Here is a 23,962-nt window from a genome sequence, read left to right as displayed (position 1 = left end):
ATCAGGATTCACTGCAGTCGATATGGCCGGTTTCGGCAAAGTAGCGACCGAGCTCCGGCTCCCCCTCATCGCCCTTGTCCAGCAGCGCGGCCTGCAGCACAAGCTCCGGGTCCGGGCTGGCTTGAGAGACGCCGAGCGCGCAGGACGTCTCATCGCCAACAAGCGTCAGCGCGCTTTCGGCTGGGGCGCCATCCTGCTCTTCGTGGACCACTTCGATGTAGTAGGTCGGGTCATAGATCTGGTACTCGAGCCGCGCACCGTCGAGGGCCACGGGTTCGGCCAGCGGCAGCGAGAACATGTACACCAGGCGGCTATCACGTTCATAGGTGGTGTACTCGCTCACCTCGCCCAGCGCCAGCGGCTCGCCGTCGAGCCAGGCTCGTGTGAAGTAGTGCTGCGCCGAAAGGTTGTCGCGAATGTCCTGACCGAGCTGGTCGAGCCCCTCCTCGAAGGTGGCGTCCGCCACGTTTCGCAGCTCGTCGAACACGATCAGGCTGTAGAACGGGTCCATCCGCCAGATCTGATCGAAGGCGGTGACGCGGCCCTGCTCATCGGTCACGACCGTCACACTGAGATCGATCCAGCCGTGGGGGTGGGCCTGCGCGCCGCTGGCCAACAAAAGTGAGCCGGCCGCAAGCAAGGCGCGTGTTAATGCAGAACGGTTCAAGGTGCCTCTCCCAGCCGCTGCTGCAGCTCGACGAGCCAGGGGTCGAGCAGGTACGGCGCCAGCGGCGTGGCGCCGCGCAGCGCCGAGACGCTCACCTGACTCGATGCGGCCTGGCTCGATGCGGCCTGGCTCGATGCGGTCTGATCCGAAGTGCCCTGCCCGGCAGCGCCTCGGGGCGCACCAGAAGGCTCGACGCGCAGCAGCAGGCGATACTCCGGCCAGCGGGCAAGCGAGGCCTCGGCGCGGCCAAGCGCCAGGTCCGCGTGGCGAATCACGTAGCCCTGAGCCACCATCAAATCCACCGCCTCGCGAAAGGTGCGCTCCGGCGTGGCGTTGAAGCGAAGCTCGCGCGGGTTTGCCGGCTGGGGGGTGGCGCAGCCGGCGAGTAGCGCGGTGGCGAGCACCAGCGCCACAGCCTTGATGCTGGATGAACGCCTCATAAGCGGCTCCCGGTGTCGAAGGCGGGCAGCGCCGACTGAAAGCGCCGGCAGAAATCGTCGTCGCTGGCACTGCGCGACTCGCGCAGGTCGCGCAGGTGATCGAAGCGGCGGATATCGCGGGAGACGCGCACGTGATCGTTTTGCACCAGCACGCTCACCCGCTCGCTCTCCACCGGGCGCTGGCCAATGCCGCCGCCAAAGCCAAGCCCCAGCCCTATCGATGAGCGATGGCCAAGGCCAAGGCCCAGGCCGCCAAACACGCGCACGCCGGAGCCGTAGTCGCCGTCATAGGGGTCGTAATAGCCGATCAGCTCGCGCTCTTTGCTCGCACTGATCAGGCCAAGCGCGGTATCGGTGTTGTCGAGCTCGAACTCCCACTGCTCGAGCAGCGCCACGCTCTGGCGCAAAACCTCCTCGCCCGCCACGCCTTGGGTTGGAAAGTAGCACGAAGGCGCCGGGGCAGGCTCGGCGCGGGGTAGCCGGTCCGGCGTTGTCTGACAGCCCGCCAGCGCCAGCAGCAAAACCAGCATCATTGGTCGTGACTTAATCTGTCGTGGCTTCATGGGTGCTCCCTCGGCGTTCGCGCCGGTTTTTATCAAAGGCCCGCCAAGCCTGGTGCGCACCGCCGCGCCGCGCTAAGCTCACTGCCAGAGCGATGGTTCCAAACCCCATTTCCAAGCAATCATTTCCAGACAATAAATTCACTATAAGGTTTTATGGAGATCGCGTTAATGAACGTCGTGCTTTGCCCGGATAGCTTCAAGGATGCCCTCGGCGCCGACGCGGCCGCCCACGCCATGGCCGAAGGCGTCAAGCGGGCGTGTCCGACGGCGGCCGTGCACCCCTGCCCGCTGGCCGACGGCGGCGAGGGAAGTCTCGAGGCGCTGATCAGCGCCACCGGCGCCGAGCGGCGCGAGTGCACGGTTCAGGACGCCCTCGGCCGGGCCCGGTTGGCACGCTGGGGCTGGCTTGCCCGCGAGCGTACCGCATTTATCGAGCTGGCAGAAGCGAGCGGCCTGCAGCACCTGTCGCGTGCCGAGCGCAGCGCCCTGCGCACCAGCACCTTCGGCGTCGGCGAGCTGTTCCGGGCCGCACTCGACGCCGGCGCCGAGAAGGCGCTGCTACTGCTCGGCGGTAGCGCCACCAACGACGCCGGCGCCGGCATGCTCCAGGCCCTCGGCGCTACGCTTAAAGACCGCGAAGGCAACGCGCTGGCCCCGGGTGGGGCGGCGCTTTTCGAGCTCGAAACGCTGGATCTTTCCGGGCTCGACCCGCGCCTGGCGGGGCTTACCGTGGAAGCGGCGGTGGACGTGGACAACCCGCTATTGGGTGAGCGCGGCGCCAGCGCCGTGTTCGGCCCGCAAAAAGGCGCCACCCCGGACGATGTCGCCGCGCTCGACGCAGCCCTTGCGCGCTTTGCCGACGTCAGTGCCCAGGCACTGGGTGACGATCTTCGCGAGCTCGCCGGCGCCGGGGCGGCCGGTGGCATGGGCTTTGCCGCGGCGAGCTTTCTCGGCGCGACGCTCAAGCCCGGCATCGAGATCATCATGCGCCAGGCGAATCTGCCCGCGCTGATCGAGCAGGCAGACCTTGTCATCACCGGCGAAGGCCGCCTGGACGGCCAGAGTCTGGCTGGCAAAACGCCGATCGGCGTGGCGCGGGCGGCGAAGCGCTTGGGCAAACCGGTGGTGGTGCTGGCGGGAAGTCTGGGCGACGGCTGGCAGGCGTGTTTTGATGAAGGCGTCACCGCCGCCTTCGCCCTGGCCGACGGCCCGATGAGCCTCGAGGAGGCGCTACCGCGCACCGCCGAGCTGTTGAGCGCGCGCTGTGAAGGCGTGGTGCGGCTCTTCCAAAACCGCCCTACCGCAAGCGGCGGTTGAAAACCCGCGCGTTCGCCTGCACATCCAAGGCATAGGCGCGCGATACCGCTACGCTATGAAGGCGATACGCAAAACTCGTTTTATCGCGTATCCAGCGTGCGCTAACCTTTTTGAACGAATCGACACCCGTTTAACGGCTTACATGGAGACGTAGTGATGTCCGAGTTCAACAGCATTGGTCTACACGAAGACAGCGCCAGCCAGCTCGCCGAAAAGCTGAACCACCTGCTGGCCAACTACCAGATCTTTTACATGAACGTGCGCGGCTACCACTGGAACGTGAAAGGCAACGACTTTTTCCAGCTGCACGAGAAGTTCGAGGAGTTCTACACCGACCTTCTGACCAAGGTCGACGAAGTCGCCGAGCGCATCCTGACCCTGGGCCACAAGCCGGTGCACGCCTACAGCGACTACGCCAAGCTCTCGCGCATTCAGGAAGACAAGGACGTGTTCGACGGCCAGACCTGCGTAAAAGGCGTGCTCGACGGATACCAGACGCTGATCGCGCTGCAGCGCGAAGTGCTGGCGCTGGCCTCCGACGCCGACGACGAAGGCACCGCCTCTCAGGCCGGCGATTACATCCGCGAGCAGGAAAAGACCGTGTGGATGCTCAACGCTTATCTGAGTAAATAACACCGCTCGACCAGTACACACGTCGCCGCTTTTTCGGCGGCTGAAAAGAAAAACGGCGCCTTCGGGCGCCGTTTTTTCGTGCTTTTACACCGTACGCGTCTAGCGTTTTTCTGCCAGCGCTTCGATCAGCGCGCGCAGCATCGTCCAGAACTCCGTCACGGAGGCAAGCTCGACCCGCTCGTCCGGCGAGTGGGCGCCGCGAATCAGCGGGCCGAAGGAGATCATGTCAAGGTCGGGATACTTGGTGCCGAGAATGCCGCACTCGAGCCCGGCGTGGATCACCTTCACCGCGGGCTCAGAACCCAGCACCGCCTGATGGCGCGCCTTGAAGATCGCAAGCAAAGCGCTTTGCGGATTCGGCGCCCAGCCCGGGTAGCCGTTTTCCACCTTGACCCGCGCGCCCATCAAACCGAACAGCGCGCTGAAGCGGTCGGCCAACGCCTCGGCGGCGCTGTCGTGCAGCGAGCGCACCAAAGCGCACAGGTGCAGCCGGCCCTGCTCGAGGCTCAAAACGCCCAGGTTGTTCGAGGTTTCGACCACGCCCTCGACGTCGGCGCTCATGCGCTCGACGCCACAGGGGGCGGCGTAAAGCGCCGAGATCAGCATGGTGCTGGCATCGTGGGTCAAGGGCTCCGCCTCGACCACGGCCTCGACACGGCGCGCCTTGAGCGACACGTTCGGGTCACCGCTGCCAAGCTCCGCTTTCAGCACCTCTTCGAGCCTTGCGATCTTGTCGAACGCGGTGTCGAGCTCATCGATGGGCAGCGCCAGCGTGGCAAAGGCCTCGCGGGGGATGGCGTTTCGCAGCGTGCCGCCCTTGTAGTCGATCAGGCGCGCGTCGAGCATATCGAGAGCCCGCAGCGCCCGCACCAGCAGGCGGTTGGCGTTGCCCAGCGGCTTGTGGATATCGATCCCCGAGTGGCCGCCCTTGAGCCCGGTCAGCGCAAGTTCGATCACCGTCTCACGCTCGGCCAGCGCCTTGCCCGGCAGGCGCGCATCGACCATGACGTCGGCGCCGCCCGCGCAGCCAATGTAGGCCTCACCGCGCTCTTCGCTGTCCAGGTTGAGCAGAAGCGACCCGTCCAGCCAGTTCTCGGCAAGATTCAGCGCCCCGCCCATGGAGGTCTCCTCCTCCAGGGTAAAGAGCGCCTCCAGCGGGCCATGGGTGAGAGTGTCATCCTCGAGCACGGCCAGAATCGCCGCCACGCCAAGACCGTTGTCCGCGCCCAGGGTCGTGCCGTCGGCGTGCAGCCAGCCGCTGTCGACGTAGGTGCGGATCGGGTCGTTATCGAAATCGTGGGGGGTATCGGCATTGGCCTGGGCGACCATGTCCAGATGGCCCTGAAGGATCACGCCGGGGGCGCTTTCACACCCGGGGCTTGCCGGTTTTTTGATGCGCAGGTTGCCGAAGTCGTCGCGGTCGTGGGCCAGGCCAAGCGCCTCGGCCCAGGTTTCGAGCGTCGCGACCAGCGCGGCTTCCCGGCCGGAGGGCCTGGGCGTGTTACACAGCGTACGAAAGTGGCGCCATACCAGCGTGGGTTCCAGCGCGTCCAGGTGTGCGTTCATGTGAGCTCTTTTTGATCCGTAACCGCCCTACTCTACCGCTGCGGCTCGCCCGGCGAAAGAGTGGCCTCAAACAGCGCCCGCACCGCCTGGCGCAGCCGCTGGTTCGCCTCGCGCGGCGCGCGCGCGGGCGCGCGGTTCTGAAACGCCCAGGCGGTCAGCGTTTCGAGACTCGCACGAAGCGCCTCATCAGCGCAGCCGGCGCGCTCGATGTCCGCGCTCGCCCAGCGCGCCAGCGCCTGGAGCGAGGCCCTGGCGAGCGCCGGGTCGCGGTGCGCGTAGGCGACGTCCTGCGCGTCCTGCTGCTCGCGCGCGTTGAGCGCCGGCGCGGCGTCGCTCAAAAGCTGCGGGACGACGTTGGCGGGCAGCGCGGTCAGCTCAAACGCCAGAAGGCTCGAAAGACTCGCCTCGAAGCCCGCTCTGAGTGACGCCAGCACCGCCTCGCCCTGAGCGTTCAGCGCGCGGGCGACCATCACCGCGTACTCGCCGGTAGACGTTTCCTGAGTGACGCCCAGGCGCACCGGCAAAAAGCCAAGCGCCCGCCAGAAGCGCAGAAGCGAGGCCTCGGCGCCGAAGGTGGCGCCGTAAAGCGCAACGCCCTGCGCCCGGGCGTCGCGCATATCCGCCTCGATCAGCGCGCGCCCGAGCCCCTCGCGGCGACGCTCCGGGTGGGTGGCCACCCGCGCCACGCGGCGCCAGCGAGCTTCGAGCGCGGCGCGGCTGCCGGTGTGGGCGGCCAGCGACTGGGCCAGCAGATGCCCGCGCGGGCGACGCTCGCCTCGGGCCACGTCATCGGCAAGCGTCGCGTCGAAACCGCCCTCCTCGAACGTGACCAGCACGGCCTGGGGCTCCTCTTCGCCGATCATGCGAAACCCGACGCCGGGGCCGTCCATCAGCTGACGAAGATCGGACGGCGCAGTGCGGTAGTGCGACTGCACCAAAAGCCCGAAGAGCTTCTCCAGCTGAACCGGCGCGGCGGCCAGCGCCGCCGGCGAAAGCGCGCGCGCGACCAGCGCGGCCGCGGGCTCGGCGGTGGGCAGTGGCGCGTCGAGCAGCAGCAGCCGCTTGACGATCGTCTCCAGCGGATCGAACGCGGCCCAGCGCACCGGCGTTTGCAATTTGGCGGCGCGCCAGAGCGGCGTGCGCCGGTCGAGCACGTCGCGAAAGCGAAGCGCAAAGCCGCGCCCGGAGCCTTCGTAACCGTGCACGGTGGAGGCAAACGCTACACGGGGAAAGGCGTCGAGCCAGCGCGCGAGCAGCGCAGCGGGAAGCGCCGCCGCCTCGTCGACCAGAAGATACGCGCCATCGCCGCCTTCACCGCCCAACTGCACCTGCGCGTCGAGCGCGGCGGGCGCCAGGTAGCGAAGTGCCTGGCCGCTTGGCAGCGCAAAGTGATCCGGCGTTTGCCACGCGCCCTGCGGGCAGAGCGCCTCCAGCCGCTCCGTCAGGCTCTGGATCGCCTCGCGCGACGGCGCGGTGACGACGATCTCGCTCACGCCGCTGTGCAAAAGCCGCGCGCAGGCGATGCCGAGCGCCGCGCTTTTGCCCCGTCCGCGGTCGGCGGTGATCACCAGCGGCCGGCGGCGCTTCAAACGAACGAGCTGGTCGACCACCTGCGCCTGGTCACCGGTGCGACACGCCGTGTCCCGGCAGACAAGACCGGGCGCACCGCTCGCGCCGAGCCGGGCAAGCTTGAGTCCGACGCCGGGCTGCCAGCGCACGATGTCGGGGGAAGCCTTTAGTATCTTCGCCAGGCGCTCGAGATAACGCGCGGTGAGCGACGTCCAGGCGTGGGGGTGGTCGCTCAGGCGGGCATAGTCCGGGTCCGGGTCCGGCGCGCGGCCCCACCCGGCGGGCGTGATCAGCACGCAGAACCCGCCGGCGCTCAGCGTCCCTGCTAACACGCCCAGCATGTCCGGATCCAGCCCCTGGCTTCCGCTTACGTCAAGGATAACCAGCTGATGCTCGCCCCCCAGCCGGCGATGCACCTTTTTGTTCGAAAGTGCTTCGACTGGCGCCTCTTTCGGGTCCGCGACCCAGAGCGGCGCTCGCCAGGCGCGGGCGTGCCAAAGCGCCAGCGCCGCCCGCCGGCACGCGGCAGGCTCGCCTTCGAGCCATACCAGCTGGCGCCAGCGGCGCCGCTCCAGGCGATACGAGTGGGCTACCAGCGCGCCAACGTGGCGCTCGAGCGCCCCGCTCACAGCGGCTCTCTGCAAAGCGAGCCCAGTGACCGCTCGCCCACGTACATCAAGCGATCTTTCAACGATTCTGAGGTTTGCGACATCGGCTCACTTTTCAACAGGTCGGATCAACTCGCGACCACCCACTATTTAATAATCAAAAACGCGGCGTTAACCAACTTCAATGGCGCGGGCGATCTACCACCATCGGCTATGGCGCGCGGGCCTGGCGAGTATGCTAGCTTATCGCTGTGGCGCACCCAAATTTACGTATACGTAAACCTGCGCTCGCTTTCCTGACCGTTTGCCAATATCAACAACACCACACGCTAACAGGGAACACATCATGAAACTTGCCTCGCGTTTTACCCTCACGGCCCTCGCCACGGGCGTGCTGTTCGCCTCCACTGCCCAGGCTCAAGAGCAGTGGACCATGACGTCCACCTGGCCGGATAACCTGGATCTGATTCAGATCGACCGTCACTGGGTGGAGCTGGTCAATCAGTTGGCCGGCGAGGAAATTCAGATCAACTTTCGCGCCGGCGGTACCCTGATGCCGGGCACCGAAGTGTTCGACGCCACCGAAACCGGCAGCATCGAGGCCGCCGGCGACTGGCCCGGCTACTGGGCGGGGCTCAACCCGGCGTTCTCACCGCTTGCGACCACCACGAGCCTGTTCAACGGCGTGGACTACCTGAACTGGATTCAGCAGTGGGGCGGACGCGAGATGTATGAGGAGATCTACGGCCAGTTCAACATGATGTACCTGCCCTACGGCATCACCAACAACGAGTCCGGCTTCATGGGCCGTACGCCGATCGCGAGCATCGCCGATCTCGAAGGCAAGCGCCTGCGCCTTTCCGGGCGTGACCAGGGCCGCGTGCTCGAGCAGCTGGGCGGCTCTCAGGTGACGCTGGCCGGCGGCGAGGTGTATCAGGCCATCGAGCGTGGCGTGATCGACGCCGGCGAATTCTCCACCCCCGGCGTCGACTACAAGGCCGGTTTCGCGGAAGTGGCCGACAACTGGGCAACACCTGGCTGGCACCAGTCCGCCAGCGTGTTTGGCGTGATGATCAACATGGACGCCTGGAACGCGCTGGATGAGGATACTCAGCAGAAGCTGCGCATCGCCGCCGACGCCACCATGGCCTGGTCGCTGGCCTGGTCCGAGCGCGAATCCAATGAAGCCACCCGCAAGTTCGTCGAGGATGGCGTGACCATCAACCAGTTCTCCGACGAGGATCTGGCACAGATCCAGCAGGTGACCAACGACGTGATCGTTCAGGGCGCCTGCGAGAACCCGGACCACGCCAAGGTCTACCAGTCGATGGTCAGCTATCTGCAGGATTACGCCACCTGGCGCGACGTCTCCTACCCCTTCAACATGAGCCGCACCATGGACAACCTGCCGTCACTGGAAGAGATCGAAGCCTGCCTGTAAGGCGCGTTTACCGCCCCGGCCAGGCCGGGGCTTTCAGCTGACTGCGGAGGGCTTCCATGAATGCCATTGCCAAGGCGATCGACGCCTTCAACGAGCTGTTCGGGCGCCTGATCGCGCCACTGATCGCCGTGATGACCCTGATCGTGCTTTACGATATTGCCTCGCGCTTTTTTCTCGGGCGGCCCAGCGACTGGGCCTTCGATGTCACCAAGATGCTGTTTGGCGCCCACTTCATGCTGATGGCTGCTTACGGGCTCAAGCATCACGCCCACGTCGAAGTCGACGTGCTCAAGCGCCTTTTGTCACACAAGCGCCAGGCGGTGCTGACCCTGCTGGGCTATCTGATCTTCTTCGTGCCCTTCATCTGGATGATGCTGAAATACGGCTGGCTGTTTTTCGAGCGCGCCTTCAGCCGGGGCGAAACGACTTACGGCATGGTGGCGCTGCCGGTCTACCCCATCAAGGGCGTGATCGTGCTCGCCGCCGCGCTGATTCTACTGCAGGCGATCGCGATCGTACTGCGCGCCGTTATCGCCCTGCGTGAGGAGCGCTCCCATGAACTTGAGTCCTGAGCTATTGGCGCTGGTGATGTTCGGTGGCCTGCTGGTCGGGCTGTTCATGGGTCATCCGCTCGCCTTTGTGCTCGGCGGGGTGGCGGTGATCGGCGCCTTCGTCGGCCCCGGCGAGCGAGTGCTGGGCACGCTGATCAACAACATTTTCGGCAACGCCATGGACAACTACGTGCTGGTGGCGATCCCGCTGTTCGTGCTCATGGCGAGGTTTTTGAACGACTCCGGCGTCACCGAGCGCATGTTCGACGCCATGCGCCTGCTGCTGGCCAATCTGCGCGGCGGGCTTGCGCTGACCGTGGTCATCGTTTCAGTGCTGTTGGCCGCGACCACCGGCATCGTCGGCGCCTCGATTGCGGTGATGGGCATGATCGCGCTGGTGCCGATGCTCAAGTATGGCTACAACAAGGAGCTCAGCGCCGGGGTGATCATGGCCAGCGGCTGCCTGGGGATTCTGATTCCGCCGAGCATCATGCTGATCTTGATGGCGAGCTACTCGCCGGTGTCGGTCGGTGCGCTGTTCGCCGGCGCCATGGTGCCCGGCGTCATGCTGGGCGTGATGTACGCGCTTTACGTGCTGATCATCTGCCACTTCAAGCCCTCCTATGGGCCGCCGGTGCCAAAGGAAGAGCGCGCGGAGGTGAGTACCGGCGAGCTCTTGAAAATGCTCGGCAAGTACGTGGTGCCGCCGATGGCGCTGATTCTCGGCGTTCTGGGGGCGCTGTTCACCGGTATCGCCACCGCCACCGAGGCCTCGGCGATCGGCGTGCTGATCGCGTTCATCCTGTTTTTGATCTTCGGCGATCGCAAGGTCTCCACCTGCTACCGCACGCTCATCGACGCGGGCAAGACCACCACCATGGTCATGCTGGTGCTGGTGGGCGCGACCGCCTTTACCGGCGTGTTCTCGCGAGGCGGCGGTATGCAGGTGATTCAGGATCTGCTGCTGGCCATGCCCGGCGGCACCACCGGCGCGTTGATCATGATGTTTTTGCTGGTGTTCGTGCTGGGGATGTTTCTCGACTGGACGGGCATCGTGCTGTTGAGCTTTCCCATCATGCTGCCGATCATCGAACAGATGGGGATCGACCCGCTCTGGTTCGTGGTGATGGTCGCCGTGGTGCTGCAAACCTCGTTTCTCACCCCGCCGTTTGGTTACGCGCTTTTCTATCTCAAGGGCGTTGCCCCGCCCGGAGTGGAGATCGTCGACTTGTACAAGGCGGTGATCCCCTTCTGCGCGCTGATTCTGATCGCCTGCGTGCTGATGGCGTTCTTCCCGGTGCTGGTCACGGGCCTACCGGGGCTGATGGTCGGCTATTGAGCCCTTGCCGCCGCCTTCGGGCGGCGGCGTCTTGTTCGATCTGCCCACGCTTCTCTCCTCACACCGTCCTCCTTTCCTGGCTGCGCCGCTTCTCGCGCGGTGATACTATTCTCGGCCGCACTCTTTTCTCGTTTCAAGCTTTCCCGTTTCAAGCTTTTTCGTTTCAAGCTTTTTCGTTTCAAGGACTGACGCGCCGCCCTGGAGGCCTTTCATGTCGACGCTCCCCCACTGCTCGCCCCGGGCCGCCTGCCGACTCGCTGGCGCCTTGTCGCCCTGGTCTTTGGCCCTTTTTGGCGTAGCCCTGGCAGTGGCGCTGCCGATCTTGATCGTGCTCGGGCACGTGCTGGTGCCGACCGACGGCATCTGGGGGCACCTGGCGAGCACCGTGCTTCCGCGCTATCTGATCAATACGCTGTGGCTGACGCTGGGGGTCGGGCTCGGGACGCTGATCATCGGCACCGGCTGCGCGTGGCTGGTGGTGATGTGCCGCTTTCCGGGTAAGCGCCTCTTCGAGTGGGCGCTTTTGCTGCCGCTGGCGGTGCCGACCTACGTGATCGCCTACGCCTACACGGATTTCTTTCAGGTGGCGGGTCCGTTTCAAAGCGCGCTGCGCGCCTGGTTCGACTGGCAGTATGGCGATTACTATTTCCCCAACATTCGCTCGCTGGGTGGGGCGGCGACGCTGATCACCTTCGTGCTCTATCCGTATGTTTACCTCTTGGCCCGCGCCTCGTTTCTGGAGCAGTCGGCGGGCATGCTGGATGTAGGCCGCACGTTGGGGCGCGGGCCCTGGCGGCTCTTTTTCAGCGTGGCGCTGCCGCTTTCACGTCCGGCGCTGGTGGGCGGGGTGTCGCTGGCATTGATGGAAACGCTCAATGAGTTCGGCGCGGTGCAGTTCTTCGGTGTGGATACCTTCACCACCGGCATCTACCGCACCTGGTTTGGACTCGGCGAGCCGGTGGCCGCCGCGCAGCTGGCGGCGTGCCTTTTGAGCTTCGTGATCGTGCTGGTGCTTTTGGAGCAGGTGTCGCGCGGCAAGCGGCGCTACTTTCACGCCGCAGGCCACCGCCAGCCGCTGCCGGAGTATCGACTGGGCGGGGGGAAAGCGGCGGCGGCCACGCTTGCGTGTGTGTTGCCGGTCGTCGTCGGTTTTCTGCTGCCTGGCGGCATTCTGCTCCACCTGGCGCTCACCCAGGGCGATGCGCTGTTGGGCACCCGTTTTCTGCGCTTCGCCTTCAACAGCCTGAGCCTGGCGGCCATCGCGGCGCTGATCGCGGTGGGGCTGGCGGTCGTGTTGAGCTACAGCGTGCGGCTGAACGACACCTCGCCGGCCCGGCTCTTTACCCGCGTGGCGGCGATGGGCTACGCCATTCCCGGCTCGGTGGTAGCGGTGGGCATCTTGATTCCCTTCGCTTGGCTCGACAGCACGCTCAATGCCTGGCTGCACGCCCGCTATGGGGTAATCGTGGGGCTCGTCTTCAGCGGCTCGGCGTTCATTTTGATCTACGCCTACGTGGTGCGCTTTCTCGCGGTGTCGTTCAACGCCGTGGAGGCGAGTCTTGGCAAGGTGACGCCGAGCATGGACGCCGCCTCGCGCACGCTGGGCCACACCGCAGGCGCCACGTTAAGACGAGTACACACGCCGCTGATGCGCTCGAGCCTTCTGGCGGCGGGCATTCTGGTGTTCGTCGACGTGATGAAGGAGCTGCCGGCGACGATGATCCTGCGCCCGTTCAACTTCGACACCCTGGCGGTGCGCGCCCACAGCCTGGCCTCGGACGAGCGCTTGGCCGAGGCCTCGACCGCCTCGCTCGCTATCGTGCTGGCGGGCATCGTGCCGGTGATACTGCTCAGCGTGGCGATGCGTCGCGGCGCGGGAAAATGAACACCTGGGAGTGATCCAGGTCGATCTCCACCGGCTGGCCGGGCGCGGGCAGGTAGACGCCGGGCACGCGGGCGTGCAGGTGGGCTTCCTCACCGTTCTGGGCGTGGGCGCAAAGATGCACGAGGCTCGCCCGGCCCAGAAGCTTGGCCATGATCACGTGGCTTTCGCGGTGCTCGCCAATGGGCAGATTGAGCGCTTTCAGGCGCAGCGCCTCCGGGCGAATCATCACCTGCACCGCAGTGTCGTCCTCGAGCCACTCTGCTTTCAAGGTGCCGATCGACGTCTCTATCTGGCCGTTTTTCACCACGCCTTCGAGTTCGTTGACCTCGCCAAAGAAGGTGACCACGAAGGGGTCTACCGGCAGGCAGTAGAGCTCATAAGGCGTGCCGGTCTGAACGATCTGGCCGTCGCGCATCAGCGCGATACGATCCGCCATGAACATCGCCTCTTCCGGGTCGTGAGTGACCAGGAGCGTGGCGGTGCCAAGATGCTTGAGCACGTGGAGCGTATCGTCGCGGATTTGATCGCGAAGCCTGGCATCCAGGCTCGAAAACGGCTCGTCGAGCAGCATCAAATTGGGTCTCGGCGCCAGCGCCCGGGCCAGTGCCACCCGCTGCTGCTGGCCGCCGGAGAGCATGTGCGGGTAGCGGCTGGCGTGATCCGCCATGCCCAGCTGTTCGAGCAGCGACTGCGCCCGCGGCGCTCTTTCGCGCCGGGGCAGGTGGTTGAGCCCGAAGGTGACGTTATCGAGCACGCTCAGGTGGGGAAACAGCGCCGACTCCTGAAACGCCAGCCCCACGCTTCGCTTCTCCGGCGGCCGGTGCGTTCGGCCGGGCCCGGCGATCTCTTCACCGTCGAGACACACCCGCCCCGTTTGCACCGCTTCAAGGCCCGCGGCGATGCGCAACAGCGTGGTTTTGCCGCAGCCGGAAGGCCCCAGCAAACACATGACCTCTCCCGGGTTGATCACCAGATCGACGCCCTTGACGACGCGATGATCACCGAAGGCGTGCTCGATGCCCTGAAGCGCGAGCGCCGGCGAATCGAAGGTGGGGGCAGTAGACGAGGTCATGGGCACTCTCGGAAAGGGGCAAGCCGCAGGGTTAAAAGCGCCATTGTATTTTCAATCCGTCGCGCTTTCATCCGTTAACATCAACGGATGCGTCTCGTTTTCATTTGACTTGACCCGCACGCGGGGAACCGTTTCAATACCGGCGAATGAAAACCATTATCAAATAATAAGCCCTCTAACCATTTGCCTTACGGAGAACAATCATGAAGAAGACAGGTATGAAAAATACAGTCATGAAGAGAACGCTGACCCTGGCGCCCCTGGCCGCCGCCGTGATCGGCGCGGGCGCCGCGGCCAGCGCCCAGGCCGACGAGGTCAACATCTACTCGGCCCGCCACTACGACTCCGATGAGGTGCTTTACAAGGCCTTTACCGATGAAACCGGTATCGAGGTGAACGTGCTGGAAGGCGACTCCGACCAGCTGATGGAGCGCATGCAGCGTGAAGGCATCGCCAGCCCCGCCGACGTGATGCTGACCGTGGATGCGGGCCGGCTGTGGCGCGCAGAAGAAGACGGCCTGTTCCAGAGCGTGGATTCCGAGGTCTTGAACGAGCGCCTGCCCGAGGCGATGCGCCACCCGGAAGGCCTGTGGTTCGGCTTCAGCCAGCGCGCGCGGGTGATCTTCTACAATCCTGACAATATCGACCCGAGCGACATCGCCACCTACGAGGCGCTGGCCGAGCCCGACCTCGAAGGCCGCGTGTGCATTCGCTCGTCGAACAACATCTACAACCAGTCGCTGCTCGCCTCTCTCATCGAGCACCACGGCGCAGAAGAGGCCGAAGCCTGGGCCCAGGGCGTGGTGAACAACATGGCCCGCGACCCGGAAGGCGGTGACACCGACCAGATTCTCGGCGTGGCCAGCGGCGAGTGCGACGTGGCGGTGGCGAATCACTACTACTACGCGCGCCTTCTGAACTCCGACGATGACGCCGAGCGCGAAGCCGCCGAGCGGGTAGAGATTCTGTTCCCCAATCAGGACGACCGGGGCACCCACGTCAACGTCGGCGGCGCGGGCCTTGTGGCCAACGCCCAGAACCCGGAAAACGGCATTCGTTTCCTGGAGTTCCTGGCCTCAAACGAGGCTCAGGAGATTCTGGCCGACCGCAACTACGAGTTCCCGGTGGTCGAGGGCGTGGCCAAGGACCCGCTGCTCGACTCCTGGGGCGACTTCAAGCGCGACGACATCAACATGAGTCTTTTGGGCGAGAACAACCCGGAAGCGGTGCGTATTTTCGACCGCGTGGGCTGGCGCTAGGCTTTCGCCAGAACCAGAACGGCCCGCCATTCGGCGGGCCGTTTCGTTGTGGGCACCGCTCGCGCTAGTGCGCCTCGTCCCAGTTATCGCCGGTCTCTGCCTCGACGATCAGCGGCACTTTAAGCGCCGCCGCGCCCTGCATGCGTTGTTGCACTTGTTCGATGAACGTCTCGACCTGGTCCTCTTTCACCTCGAACACCAGTTCGTCGTGCACCTGCATGACCATCAGCGCGTCGAATTGGCTATCCAAAAGCCAGGCGTCGACGTCGATCATCGCCTGCTTGATGATGTCGGCGGCGGTACCCTGCATCGGCGCGTTGATCGCGGTGCGCTCGGCGCCCTGGCGGCGGGCGCGGTTTTGCGAGTGGATCTCCGGCAGGTACAGCCGCCGACCCAGCACGGTTTCGACGAACCCGTCTTCCGCGGCCTGGCGTCGGATACGCTCCATGTAGCGCGCCACGCCCGGGTAGCGATCAAAATAGCGGTCGATGTAGGTCTGGGCCTGGCCGCGCTCGATGTGCAGCTGTTTACCCAGCCCCCAGGCGCTCATGCCGTAGATCAGGCCGAAGTTGATCGCCTTGGCGCTGCGGCGCTGATCGACCGTGACTTTATCAAGCGAGGTGCCAAAGACCTCTGCGGCGGTGGCGGTGTGGATGTCGCGGTTCTCGGCAAACGCTTCCAGCAGGCCCTTGTCCTCGGAAAGGTGCGCCATGATACGCAGCTCGATCTGCGAGTAGTCGGCGGCGACGATCTTGTAGCCAGGCCGGGCAACGAACGCCTGGCGGATCTTGCGTCCCTCTTCCGTTCGGATGGGGATGTTTTGCAGGTTCGGGTCACTGGAGGAGAGCCGCCCGGTGGCGGTGACCGCCTGATGGTAGCTGGTGTGGACCCGCTTGCTGGCCTTGTTGATCAGCCGGGGCAGCTTGTCGGTGTAGGTCGATTTGAGCTTCGAGAGCCCGCGATGCTGCATGATCACCTTGGGCAGCGGGTAGTCGAGCGCCAGCTCTTCCAGCACCGCCTCGGCGGTCGAGGGCGCGCCCTTGGGCGTTTTCTTGAGCACCGGAATTTTCTGCTCCTCGAACAGAATCTCGCCGAGCTGCTTGGGCGAGCCCAGGTTGAACTCGCGCCCGGCAAGTTTGAACGCCTCGCCTTCGAGCTCGCGGATACGTTTATCGAGCTGCTGGCTCTGCTGGTGCAGACGCTCATCATCAATGGCTACGCCGTTGCGCTCGATACGCGAGATCACCTTGATCAGCGGCAGCTCCAGCTTATCCAGCACCTCGGACAGGCGCCCCTCGGCTTCGACCAGTGGGCGCAGAGTGTCGTGCAGGCGCAGGGTAATGTCGACGTCCTCGCAGGCGTAGGGCGCGGCCTCCTCGAGCGCGATCTGGTTGAAGGTGAGCTGCTTGGCCCCCTTGCCGGCGATCTCTTCAAACGAAATCGTTTTTTCGCCCAGGTACTTGAGCGCTAACGAATCCATGTCGTGACGGGTGGCGGTGGAGTTGAGCACATAGGACGCCAGCATGGTGTCGGCAAGCGGCCCGGCCACAGAAATGTCGTAGTTGGCCAGCACCGAGATGTCGTACTTCAAGTTCTGGCCGATCTTGACCGCATCGCTACTTTCCAGAATCGGCTTGAGCGCGGCGAGCACCTCGTCGCGGTCGAGCTGGGTGGGCGCGTCGAGGTAGTCGTGGGCGAGCGGTATGTAGGCCGCCTCGCCCGCTTCCAGGCATAGCCCCACGCCGACGATCTCCGCCTCCATGTAGTTGAGGCTGGTGGTTTCCAGATCGAAACAGAAGCGCTTGGCGCTCTTCAGTCGCTTTAGCCACTTATCGAAAACCGTCTGTTCAGTGATGACGTGGTCCTCGCGCGCCGCGCTCGGCGTGGGCTCACTTTCGTCAGCGTTTGCAGCGACGGGCTCGCCGCCTTTCACGTCGTCGACGCCTTCGTCGCGGCCTTCGAGCAGCTCGGCAAGCCACTGTTTGAACTCCAGCGCCTTATAGAGCTCGGTGAGCTTTTCGCGGTCCGGATGGGCGATCTCGAGATCATCGAGGCCCACCGGCAGTTCGCAGTCGGTCTTGATGGTGGCGAGCTGGTAGGACAGGTACGCCTGCTCGCGGTGCTCCTCGAGCTTTTTCGGCAGCGTCTTGGCACCGCGAAAGCTCAGCGTTTTCACTCTCTCCAAATCGCCGTAGATGATATCGAGGCCGCCTTCCATGCCCTGCAGAAGGCCGATCGCGGTCTTCTCGCCCACGCCGGGCACGCCGGGAATGTTGTCGACCTTGTCGCCCATCAGCGCCAGATAATCGATGATCAAGCTGGGCGGCAGGCCGAATTTCGCCTCGACCCCGGCGACATCGAGGGTTTCATCCTTCATGGTGTTGACCAGCGTAATGTGGCCGTTGACCAGCTGCGCCATGTCCTTGTCGCCGGTGGAGATCACCGCGTCGCGCCCGGCTTTGGTCGCGTGAAAGGCGAGCGTGCCGATCACATCATCCGCCTCGACGCCTTCGATGCATAGAAGCGGAAGACCAAGTGCGCGCACGCAGTCGTGCAGCGGCTGGACCTGGCTTCTCAGGTCATCCGGCATCGGCGGGCGGTGGGCCTTGTACTCGCGGTACATCTCGTCGCGAAAGGTCTTGCCCGGGGCATCGAAGACCACCGCCATGGGGCTTTTCGGATAGTCCTTGATCAGGCGCTTCAACATGTTGATGACGCCCTTCACGGCGCCGGTGGGCTGGCCATTGGAGGCGTTGAGCGGGGGCAGCGCGTGAAAGGCGCGGTAGAGATACGACGAGCCGTCGACGAGCACGATTGGAGCGCGGGCCATAACCGGGTTCCCTATTGATGAGTAGCGGTCGCAAAATGCGGATGGCCTTATGATACGCGCTCCCTGGCGCTATTGCAGAGACAGCGATGAAATCGTCTTAACGCTGCCAAGTGGCGCGCTGACTCGCTACAATGGGCGCTCAAAAATTCGGGCGAGAAAACGATGGCAGTATTCACCCCGCTTGGCGACGCGCAGGTCGCCACCTTTCTGGAAAAATTCGACGCAGGCCGACTCACCGCGCTCAAGGGCGTGGCCGGCGGCACGGAAAACTCGACCTTTTTCGTCACCACCGACCGGCGTGAACTGGTACTGACGCTGTTCGAGCAGGGCGAGCACGAGGAGCTGCCGTTTTTCGTCGAGCTGATGGATTACCTGGACGAGCACCGCATTCCGGTACCCGGCCCGGTGCACGACCGGGAAGGCATTGCGCTTCAAAGCCTGGCGGGCAAGCCGGCGCTGCTGTTTCCGCGCATGCCGGGCAGCCATCCCGCTCACCCGAACCTGGCCCAGTGCCGGGCGCTGGGCGATGCGCTGGGGCGGCTTCACGTGGTCTCCCAGCACTTTCCCGGACAGCGCCCCAACCCGCGGGATCTTCACTGGCTTCAGGCGGTCCACCACAAGGTGCTGGGATACCTGAGCCCGGAAGATCAGACGCTGATGAAAAACGAGGTCGATGATTTCGAGGCCGCGTTCAATCAATACGGCGAGCTTCCCACCGGCGCGCTGCACGGCGATCTGTTCCGCGATAACACGCTGTTCGAGGGCGATACGCTTGGCGGTATCATCGATCTTTACAACGGCTGCACCGGGGATCTGCTGTTCGACGTCGCCATCGTGATCAACGACTGGGCCACGGATGACAATGGCAGGCTCAATCATGAGCGCTACGACGCCGTGCTCGGCGCCTATCTGGCACGGCGCCCGTTAGTTGAGGCCGAACGCGCGCTGTGGCCGGTGATGCTGCGCATGACGGCACTTCGCTACTGGCTCTCGCGGCTTTTAGTGGTTTACGTGGACCCGCCGGCCCATGACCTGACGCCCCACGACCCGGAGCGTTTTCGCACCATTTTGAAGGCGCGCATCGCACACGGTGCGCTGCCGCTACCCGAGGTGACTGCTTAATGAGTGAATCGCTGACCGTAACGAATGCCGCCCAGCGCGCCCGCCGTACCTGGAACATCGATCAGTGGGGTAGCGGCTACTTCGACGTCAACGACCAGGGCCAGGCGCTGGTAAGGCCGCTGGGCAGCGACACCGACGGGCCGGTGTTACCGCTCAACGCGCTGGCCCGCGAGCTTCAGGCCGCGGGGCTGCGCCTGCCGGTGCTGGTGCGGTTCAGCGACATTCTTCATGACCGGGTCGAGCAGCTTTGCAGCGCCTTCGACGGCGCCATGCAGGAAGCCGACTACGCCGGCGGCTACACCGCGGTTTACCCGATCAAGGTGAACCAGCAGCGCCGCGTGGTCGAAGAGATTCTCGCCACCGCCGAGCGCGGCAGCGGACGCGTGGGGCTCGAAGCGGGAAGCAAACCGGAGCTTCTGGCCGTGCTGGCGCTTTCCGACGCCGGTTCGTCTCTGATCGTGTGCAACGGCTACAAGGACCGCGAGTACGTGCGCCTGGCGCTTCTGGGCGAGAAGCTGGGTCACAAGGTGTATCTGGTGGTCGAGAAGCTCTCCGAGCTTTCGATGATTCTCGAGGAGGCGCGCGAGCTCGAGGTGACCCCGCGCATCGGCCTGCGCGCCCGGCTCGCCTCGGTAGGCAAGGGCAAATGGCAAAATACGGGTGGCGAGAAGTCGAAGTTCGGCCTTACCGCCAGTCAGATTCTCGAGGTAGTGGAAACGCTCAAAAGCCAGAACGCGCTGGAGAGCCTGCAGCTGGTGCATTTTCACCTCGGCTCGCAGATCGCCAACATTCGCGATATCCAGCGCGGGCTGCGCGAGTGCGCCCGCTTCTACCAGAACCTGGTGGCGCTCGGCGCGCCGGTCGATACGGTCGACGTCGGTGGGGGGCTGGGCATCGACTACGAAGGCACCCGCTCCAGAAGCGACTGCTCGGTCAACTACTCGATGCGCGAGTACGCCCGCAACGTGGTCAACGCCTTCGCTCAGCTTTGCCAGGAAGCGGATCTGCCCGCCCCGCACCTGATCAGCGAATCCGGCCGAGCGCTGACCGCCCACCACGCGGTCCTGATCACCAACGTGATCGGCGAGGAGCGCATCGACGACACGCCGCCGGCGCGCGATGACACCGACGACCCGCAGGTCGAGGCGCTGTGGCGGGTGTTCGACCAGTTGGAGGAGACCCAGGAGCCACGGGTGCTGGTCGAGGCGTGGCACGATGTGCTGCAGGCAGTCAGCGAGCTTCATGAGCGCTTCGTGCTGGGGCTTTCCAACATCGACGCCCGCGCCCAGGGCGAGCGGCTCTACATGGCCGCCTGCGCGCGGCTCAAGGGCCAGCTGGACAGCCGCAACCGCGCCCACCGCGAGATTCTCGACGAGCTGGCCGAAAAGCTCGCCGACAAGCTGTTCGTCAACTTCTCGCTGTTTCAGTCGGTGCCGGACGTGTGGGGCATCGAGCAGATTTTCCCGGTGCTGCCGCTGACCGGGCTCGACGCCCCGCCCACCCGGCGCGCGGTGATTCAGGACATCACCTGCGACTCCGACGGGCGTATCGACAGCTACGTCGACGGCCAGGGCGTGGAGAGCACCCTGCCGCTGCCCGAGTGGCCCGACGAAAACGAGCGCTGGCTGGGCTTTTTCCTCGTGGGCGCCTACCAGGAGATTCTTGGCGACCTGCACAACCTCTTCGGCGACACCGACTCCGTGGATGCGGCGCTCAACGATCGCGGCGAGTGGGTCTTCTCCAACCCCCAGGCCGGCGACACGGTGGCCAACGTGCTGGGCTACGTCAATTTCGACGCGCGCGTGCTGCAGCGCAAGCTGTTCGACCAACTCACCAAAAGCGGCTTTTCAGAAGCGGAGCAGGCGCGCTTCGCGGCGAGCCTCAACGAGGGGCTCGAGGGCTACACCTACCTCGAGTAGCGCCGCTCAAGGCGCGCTGCATGAAACAGAAAAGGGGCCGCCGGCACTCAGCCGGCGGCCCCTTTTTACGTTTGAGCGGTTATTCGACGACGGAGGTGCTCACCTCGAGCCCACCGGTCAGCGTCAGTTTGAGCGCCGCGCCGCGGGGCAGCTCGCCGACGCCGGCGGGCGTGCCGGTCAGCACGACGTCGCCCGGTTCGAGGGTGAAGTGGCGGCTCATTTCCGCCACCAGCGTCGGGATCGCAAACAGCATGTCGGAGCCTTCACCGAACTGGCGCTGCTCGCCGTTGATCTCGAGCGTAAAGGTCAGCGCGTTCCAGTTGGGCACCTGGCTTAGCGGCAAGAACGCCGAGAGCGGGCAGGCGCCGTCGAAGGCCTTGGCGATCTCCCAGGGGTGGCCCTTCTCCTTGAGTTTGGTCTGTACGTCGCGCAGGGTGAGATCGAGCGCCAGGCCAATCCCGACCACGGCGCGCTCGGCCTGCTCATGGGTCGCGTGGGTCAGCGACTCGCCGATCAAAAGCGCAAGCTCGGTTTCAAAATGCACCTCGCCGCGCGAGAAGGGTGGCTCCAGAGGCTGAGTAATATCCACCGCGCTGGTCGCCGGCTTGATGAACAAAAGCGGCTCCGAGGGTACCGGGTTATCGAGCTCCTTGGCGTGGTCGGCGTAGTTGCGGCCAACACACACGATTTTACCCAGCGCGTGGGAAAACTCCTGGCCATCGGTAAACCGGGTAACAAAACGCATGGCGGGTACTCTCCTTCTCGTTATACGTGCCGGGACAGGCGCACTAGTCTACCCCACCCGAGCACCGGCACAACAACCCGCCCTGCTTTTTTACCGGCCATCGTTTTACCGGCTGCCTGCAAGTCAAACGCGGCTATCCGCTTGCCCATGACGCCGATCAGGCGGCTCAGTTCATGTAGACGTGCCCGTACATCAGCTGCTCGTCGAAGCCGGTTTGCTCTTTTAATTGCTCAGGCTCGAGCAGCTTGACGACGGTGCGGCTTTTGCGGATCAGCTTTTTTTGCTCGAGCGCAGTCATGCAGCGGCTAACATGGACGCTGGTCATGCCTAAAAGCTCGCCGATCACTTCCTGGGTAATGGGCAGCGAGAAGAAATCGGCATCGTCGTCCTGCTTGAAACGGTAGCGCGCGTAGACTTCGAGCAGATAGTGGGCAACGCGCTCCTCTGCCTTGTGGTGGGTGCAGCTTCTTAGCCGCGCAATGGCGATGTTGTCGTTCACCATGACATAAGAAACGATCGCCTTTCTTATGTCATCGTGCGCCTCGAATAACTCGTGCAGGTCCTCGGCCGCCACTCTTTCCAGCTCGCAGTGCTGTAGCGCCAGAATGGCCACGTCCTGATGGTCAAAAAAGCTTTCACGCAGGCCGACGATATCGCCGGGCATATAGACGTTACCGATATCCTGCCCGTAGTTTTTCACCGAGTGGCAAATGCCCACCCAGCCCTTCTTCACGACAAAAAGGCGGGGCTTGCCTTCCTGAAGAAAAAAGAGCTTCTGATGTCTTCGCAGTGTGATGGTTTTTACACCGACGCCGCCCAACAGGCTCTGCGACAACGCGCCGATAGGGCCGTAAAGCCCCAGCGTGTTGGCGAGCGTAATGCGCGCATCCTTGGCACCGCGACCGTCGAGTAGCGGCGTAGAGCTACCTGCTTCCATTAAATCCTTTCCATCAACATTCTGCTTGCTGCGTACTGACGAAGGTTTGCATAACTCGGGTACCCGGCTTGGCGCCAATTATTCGAGCGCCTGAGTACGACCAACGTCGATAAAACAACGAGCGCAATACACTGGCTCATTGCGAGAAACGGCACACCTTCAAGCTCGATAAATTTAACAAGGGTTAAATAACTGGCGATTATTCAGGTGGCCGAGGGCCATAAAGCCGCTTTAAACCAGGCAGATGATAATTGAACATCAGAGATTTTTTGTCAAAGAATAAAGCTATTAAAAATAATAACTTATGTTATTGAAAGAAACTCCTTGCTTAAAAACACCGCTATCAACAACAGATAATCAACATAAACAACAATAAATACTCTTCAATTAATTACTGAATGGCAAATTAAAGGGTCATAAAATATAAAAACTTAAACTATAAATATCAAAAAACCCCGACTTAAAATCGGGGTTTAGCAAAAAAGAGAATTACCGAAAACTAGTGTTACTCGGTAGCGTTCAACGTACCGTCCTGTGAGCGCTCCAAAAAAACGCGCGTCGTTTCATCAAAGTGCTCCTTGAGCCATTTTGCCATGGCGACTTCTTCCTCGAGGCTTTCGCGGCAAATTTGTGAAATTTCCGCCTCTTTCGCGTGATCCGCCGCCTTGACGATCGCCTTGTAGCTGGCGATTTCAAAGTGCTCGAACGCATAGGCGGCGATACTGCATTTGACGACGTCTTCGTTCTCCATGGTAGCGCTCAAAATATGGCTCGATACGGCAGGCGGCGCGCCGGCATCCTCGAGCGTCGAATCATCGCTACCCAGAAGGCCCATGCAGTGCTCGAGTTTCTTTATCTGCCCTTTCGTCTCGTCAAGATGCTCTTCGAGACGCTTTTGCAGGATCGGGTAGCGTTCGAGCCGTTGAATTCGGGCACCGAGCATCTGCTCGGCCTCTACTTCCATGGCGTGCGCGTCACGCAGCCAGTCCAACAGGTGCTTGCTTTCCATGGCGACCTCTCGTCTTGAACCGAGGCTGCCAGCACGTCCCTGCTCTGGCAGAGGTTGACTGCTCATCCTTGAGCACGCTCGATCGACAGCGTCCGAAAGACTCCGCTTTCACGCCGCGACCTCTCTTTTCCATAAGAAATAGTTAGGCAATTACCGGCTCGCTCTTTTGCCCGAGCAGGTGCTTCTTGAATGAATCAGAAGCCGGTAACTTCATCATAGGCGGGCTTCATACAACATCAAGGCAAGTAAAAGTAGCGGCTACCTAAAAGAATGGCGCGTGATAACAAAAACGTTAAATACCGCTGCCCTACCAGGAGCGTTATCTAGGCTCTGTCTGAAAAGTGCCTGCGCTCGACAATACGGCGTTAAAAATTGGCTCAGAATACTCATTTACACATCGTAAACTCCGTTTCTTCGCCAATTTTTGCCTTGTCTTGCCTTCGCTCGCCGACTTTTCAGACAGACCCTAACACTGTAACGTTAAAACACC

At 63.5% G+C, this 23,962-nt stretch carries 19 protein-coding genes; 9 read left to right on the top strand and 10 right to left on the bottom strand.

Features of this window, described 5'->3' with window-relative positions; translation table 11 throughout:
* Position 1: 1 nt before the first annotated feature.
* Genes OCT39_RS02555 through OCT39_RS02545 form a run of 3 tightly spaced genes read right to left on the bottom strand, consistent with a single transcriptional unit; the run spans position 2 to position 1,670 of the window.
* Positions 2-667, bottom strand: coding sequence for a DUF1007 family protein (locus OCT39_RS02555; protein WP_263586140.1), 666 nt, complete (start codon positions 665-667; stop codon positions 2-4).
* Positions 664-1,107: a hypothetical protein gene (locus tag OCT39_RS02550; RefSeq protein ID WP_263586139.1), complete on the bottom strand. Its 444-nt coding sequence runs from the start codon at positions 1,105-1,107 to the stop codon at positions 664-666. The genes OCT39_RS02555 and OCT39_RS02550 overlap by 4 nt, the downstream gene beginning before the upstream one ends.
* Positions 1,104-1,670, bottom strand: coding sequence for a hypothetical protein (locus OCT39_RS02545; protein ID WP_263586138.1), 567 nt, complete (start codon positions 1,668-1,670; stop codon positions 1,104-1,106). Before OCT39_RS02545 ends, OCT39_RS02550 begins: the two co-directional genes overlap by 4 nt.
* Before the next feature lie 168 nt (positions 1,671-1,838).
* Here OCT39_RS02545 and OCT39_RS02540 point away from each other — a divergent pair, with 168 nt between their 5' ends.
* Both OCT39_RS02540 and OCT39_RS02535 read left to right on the top strand, forming a co-directional pair.
* Complete coding sequence (locus OCT39_RS02540) at positions 1,839-2,987, top strand: glycerate kinase (protein ID WP_263586137.1); 1,149 nt, start codon at positions 1,839-1,841, stop codon at positions 2,985-2,987.
* A gap of 156 nt (positions 2,988-3,143) precedes the next feature.
* Positions 3,144-3,620, top strand: coding sequence for a Dps family protein (locus OCT39_RS02535; RefSeq protein WP_263586136.1), 477 nt, complete (start codon positions 3,144-3,146; stop codon positions 3,618-3,620).
* A gap of 99 nt (positions 3,621-3,719) precedes the next feature.
* Here OCT39_RS02535 and OCT39_RS02530 read toward each other — a convergent pair whose 3' ends face one another.
* Together OCT39_RS02530 and OCT39_RS02525 are read right to left on the bottom strand one after the other, a co-directional pair.
* Positions 3,720-5,186: an aminoacyl-histidine dipeptidase gene (locus OCT39_RS02530; RefSeq protein WP_263586135.1), complete on the bottom strand. Its 1,467-nt coding sequence runs from the start codon at positions 5,184-5,186 to the stop codon at positions 3,720-3,722.
* A gap of 32 nt (positions 5,187-5,218) precedes the next feature.
* Positions 5,219-7,384, bottom strand: coding sequence for a GNAT family N-acetyltransferase (locus OCT39_RS02525; protein ID WP_263586134.1), 2,166 nt, complete (start codon positions 7,382-7,384; stop codon positions 5,219-5,221).
* 325 nt (positions 7,385-7,709) lie between these two features.
* On the opposite strand from OCT39_RS02525, the gene dctP reads away from it, so the two are divergent.
* From dctP to OCT39_RS02505, 4 genes are all read left to right on the top strand, one after another.
* Positions 7,710-8,804, top strand: coding sequence for a TRAP transporter substrate-binding protein DctP (gene dctP, locus OCT39_RS02520; protein WP_263586133.1), 1,095 nt, complete (start codon positions 7,710-7,712; stop codon positions 8,802-8,804).
* 56 nt (positions 8,805-8,860) lie between these two features.
* Complete coding sequence (locus OCT39_RS02515; RefSeq protein ID WP_263586132.1) at positions 8,861-9,376, top strand: TRAP transporter small permease subunit; 516 nt, start codon at positions 8,861-8,863, stop codon at positions 9,374-9,376.
* The gene (locus OCT39_RS02510) at positions 9,360-10,694 is read left to right on the top strand and encodes a TRAP transporter large permease (protein ID WP_263586131.1); all 1,335 of its coding nucleotides are present in this window, start codon (positions 9,360-9,362) and stop codon (positions 10,692-10,694) included. The genes OCT39_RS02515 and OCT39_RS02510 overlap by 17 nt, the downstream gene beginning before the upstream one ends.
* Positions 10,695-10,905: 211 nt before the next feature.
* Entirely contained in the window at positions 10,906-12,579 is a 1,674-nt protein-coding gene (locus tag OCT39_RS02505) for an ABC transporter permease (RefSeq protein ID WP_263586130.1), read from the top strand.
* Here OCT39_RS02505 and OCT39_RS02500 read toward each other — a convergent pair.
* Positions 12,545-13,651, bottom strand: coding sequence for an ABC transporter ATP-binding protein (locus tag OCT39_RS02500; RefSeq protein WP_263586129.1), 1,107 nt, complete (start codon positions 13,649-13,651; stop codon positions 12,545-12,547). The two genes, OCT39_RS02505 and OCT39_RS02500, sit on opposite strands and share 35 nt — an antisense overlap.
* A 218-nt stretch (positions 13,652-13,869) precedes the next feature.
* Between OCT39_RS02500 and OCT39_RS02495 the strand changes: the two genes are divergently transcribed.
* The gene (locus OCT39_RS02495) at positions 13,870-14,910 is read left to right on the top strand and encodes a Fe(3+) ABC transporter substrate-binding protein (RefSeq protein ID WP_263586128.1); all 1,041 of its coding nucleotides are present in this window, start codon (positions 13,870-13,872) and stop codon (positions 14,908-14,910) included.
* A 64-nt stretch (positions 14,911-14,974) separates the two neighbouring features.
* Here the strand turns inward: OCT39_RS02495 and polA are convergent, their stop codons facing one another.
* Positions 14,975-17,740: a DNA polymerase I gene (polA, locus tag OCT39_RS02490; RefSeq protein WP_263586127.1), complete on the bottom strand. Its 2,766-nt coding sequence runs from the start codon at positions 17,738-17,740 to the stop codon at positions 14,975-14,977.
* Between the two features lie 162 nt (positions 17,741-17,902).
* On the opposite strand from polA, the gene OCT39_RS02485 reads away from it, so the two are divergent.
* Together OCT39_RS02485 and speA are read left to right on the top strand one after the other, a co-directional pair.
* A complete protein-coding gene (locus OCT39_RS02485; RefSeq protein ID WP_263586126.1) occupies positions 17,903-18,862 on the top strand; it encodes a homoserine kinase in 960 nt (319 codons plus the stop codon).
* Positions 18,862-20,781, top strand: coding sequence for a biosynthetic arginine decarboxylase (gene speA / locus OCT39_RS02480; RefSeq protein ID WP_263586125.1), 1,920 nt, complete (start codon positions 18,862-18,864; stop codon positions 20,779-20,781). Before OCT39_RS02485 ends, speA begins: the two co-directional genes overlap by 1 nt.
* 79 nt (positions 20,782-20,860) lie before the next feature.
* On the opposite strand, the gene OCT39_RS02475 is transcribed toward speA, so the two are convergent.
* The 3 genes from OCT39_RS02475 to OCT39_RS02465 form a co-directional block, all read right to left on the bottom strand.
* On the bottom strand, positions 20,861-21,526 hold the full coding sequence (locus OCT39_RS02475; RefSeq protein WP_263586124.1) for a fumarylacetoacetate hydrolase family protein: 666 nt from the start codon (positions 21,524-21,526) through the stop codon (positions 20,861-20,863).
* Between the two features lie 166 nt (positions 21,527-21,692).
* Positions 21,693-22,463: a Crp/Fnr family transcriptional regulator gene (locus OCT39_RS02470; protein ID WP_263586123.1), complete on the bottom strand. Its 771-nt coding sequence runs from the start codon at positions 22,461-22,463 to the stop codon at positions 21,693-21,695.
* 505 nt (positions 22,464-22,968) lie between these two features.
* Positions 22,969-23,472 carry a ferritin-like domain-containing protein gene (locus tag OCT39_RS02465; protein WP_263586122.1) on the bottom strand — a complete coding sequence of 168 codons (504 nt, stop codon included), beginning with the start codon at positions 23,470-23,472 and terminating at the stop codon, positions 22,969-22,971.
* Positions 23,473-23,962: the final 490 nt, after the last annotated feature.

Origin of the sequence: Halomonas sp. GD1P12 (genome assembly GCF_025725645.1) — a bacterium.
In the GTDB taxonomy this organism is placed as follows: domain Bacteria; phylum Pseudomonadota; class Gammaproteobacteria; order Pseudomonadales; family Halomonadaceae; genus Vreelandella.
Note: the sequence above shows the minus strand (reverse complement) of the source record. Positions and strands in the feature narration are given on the sequence as shown.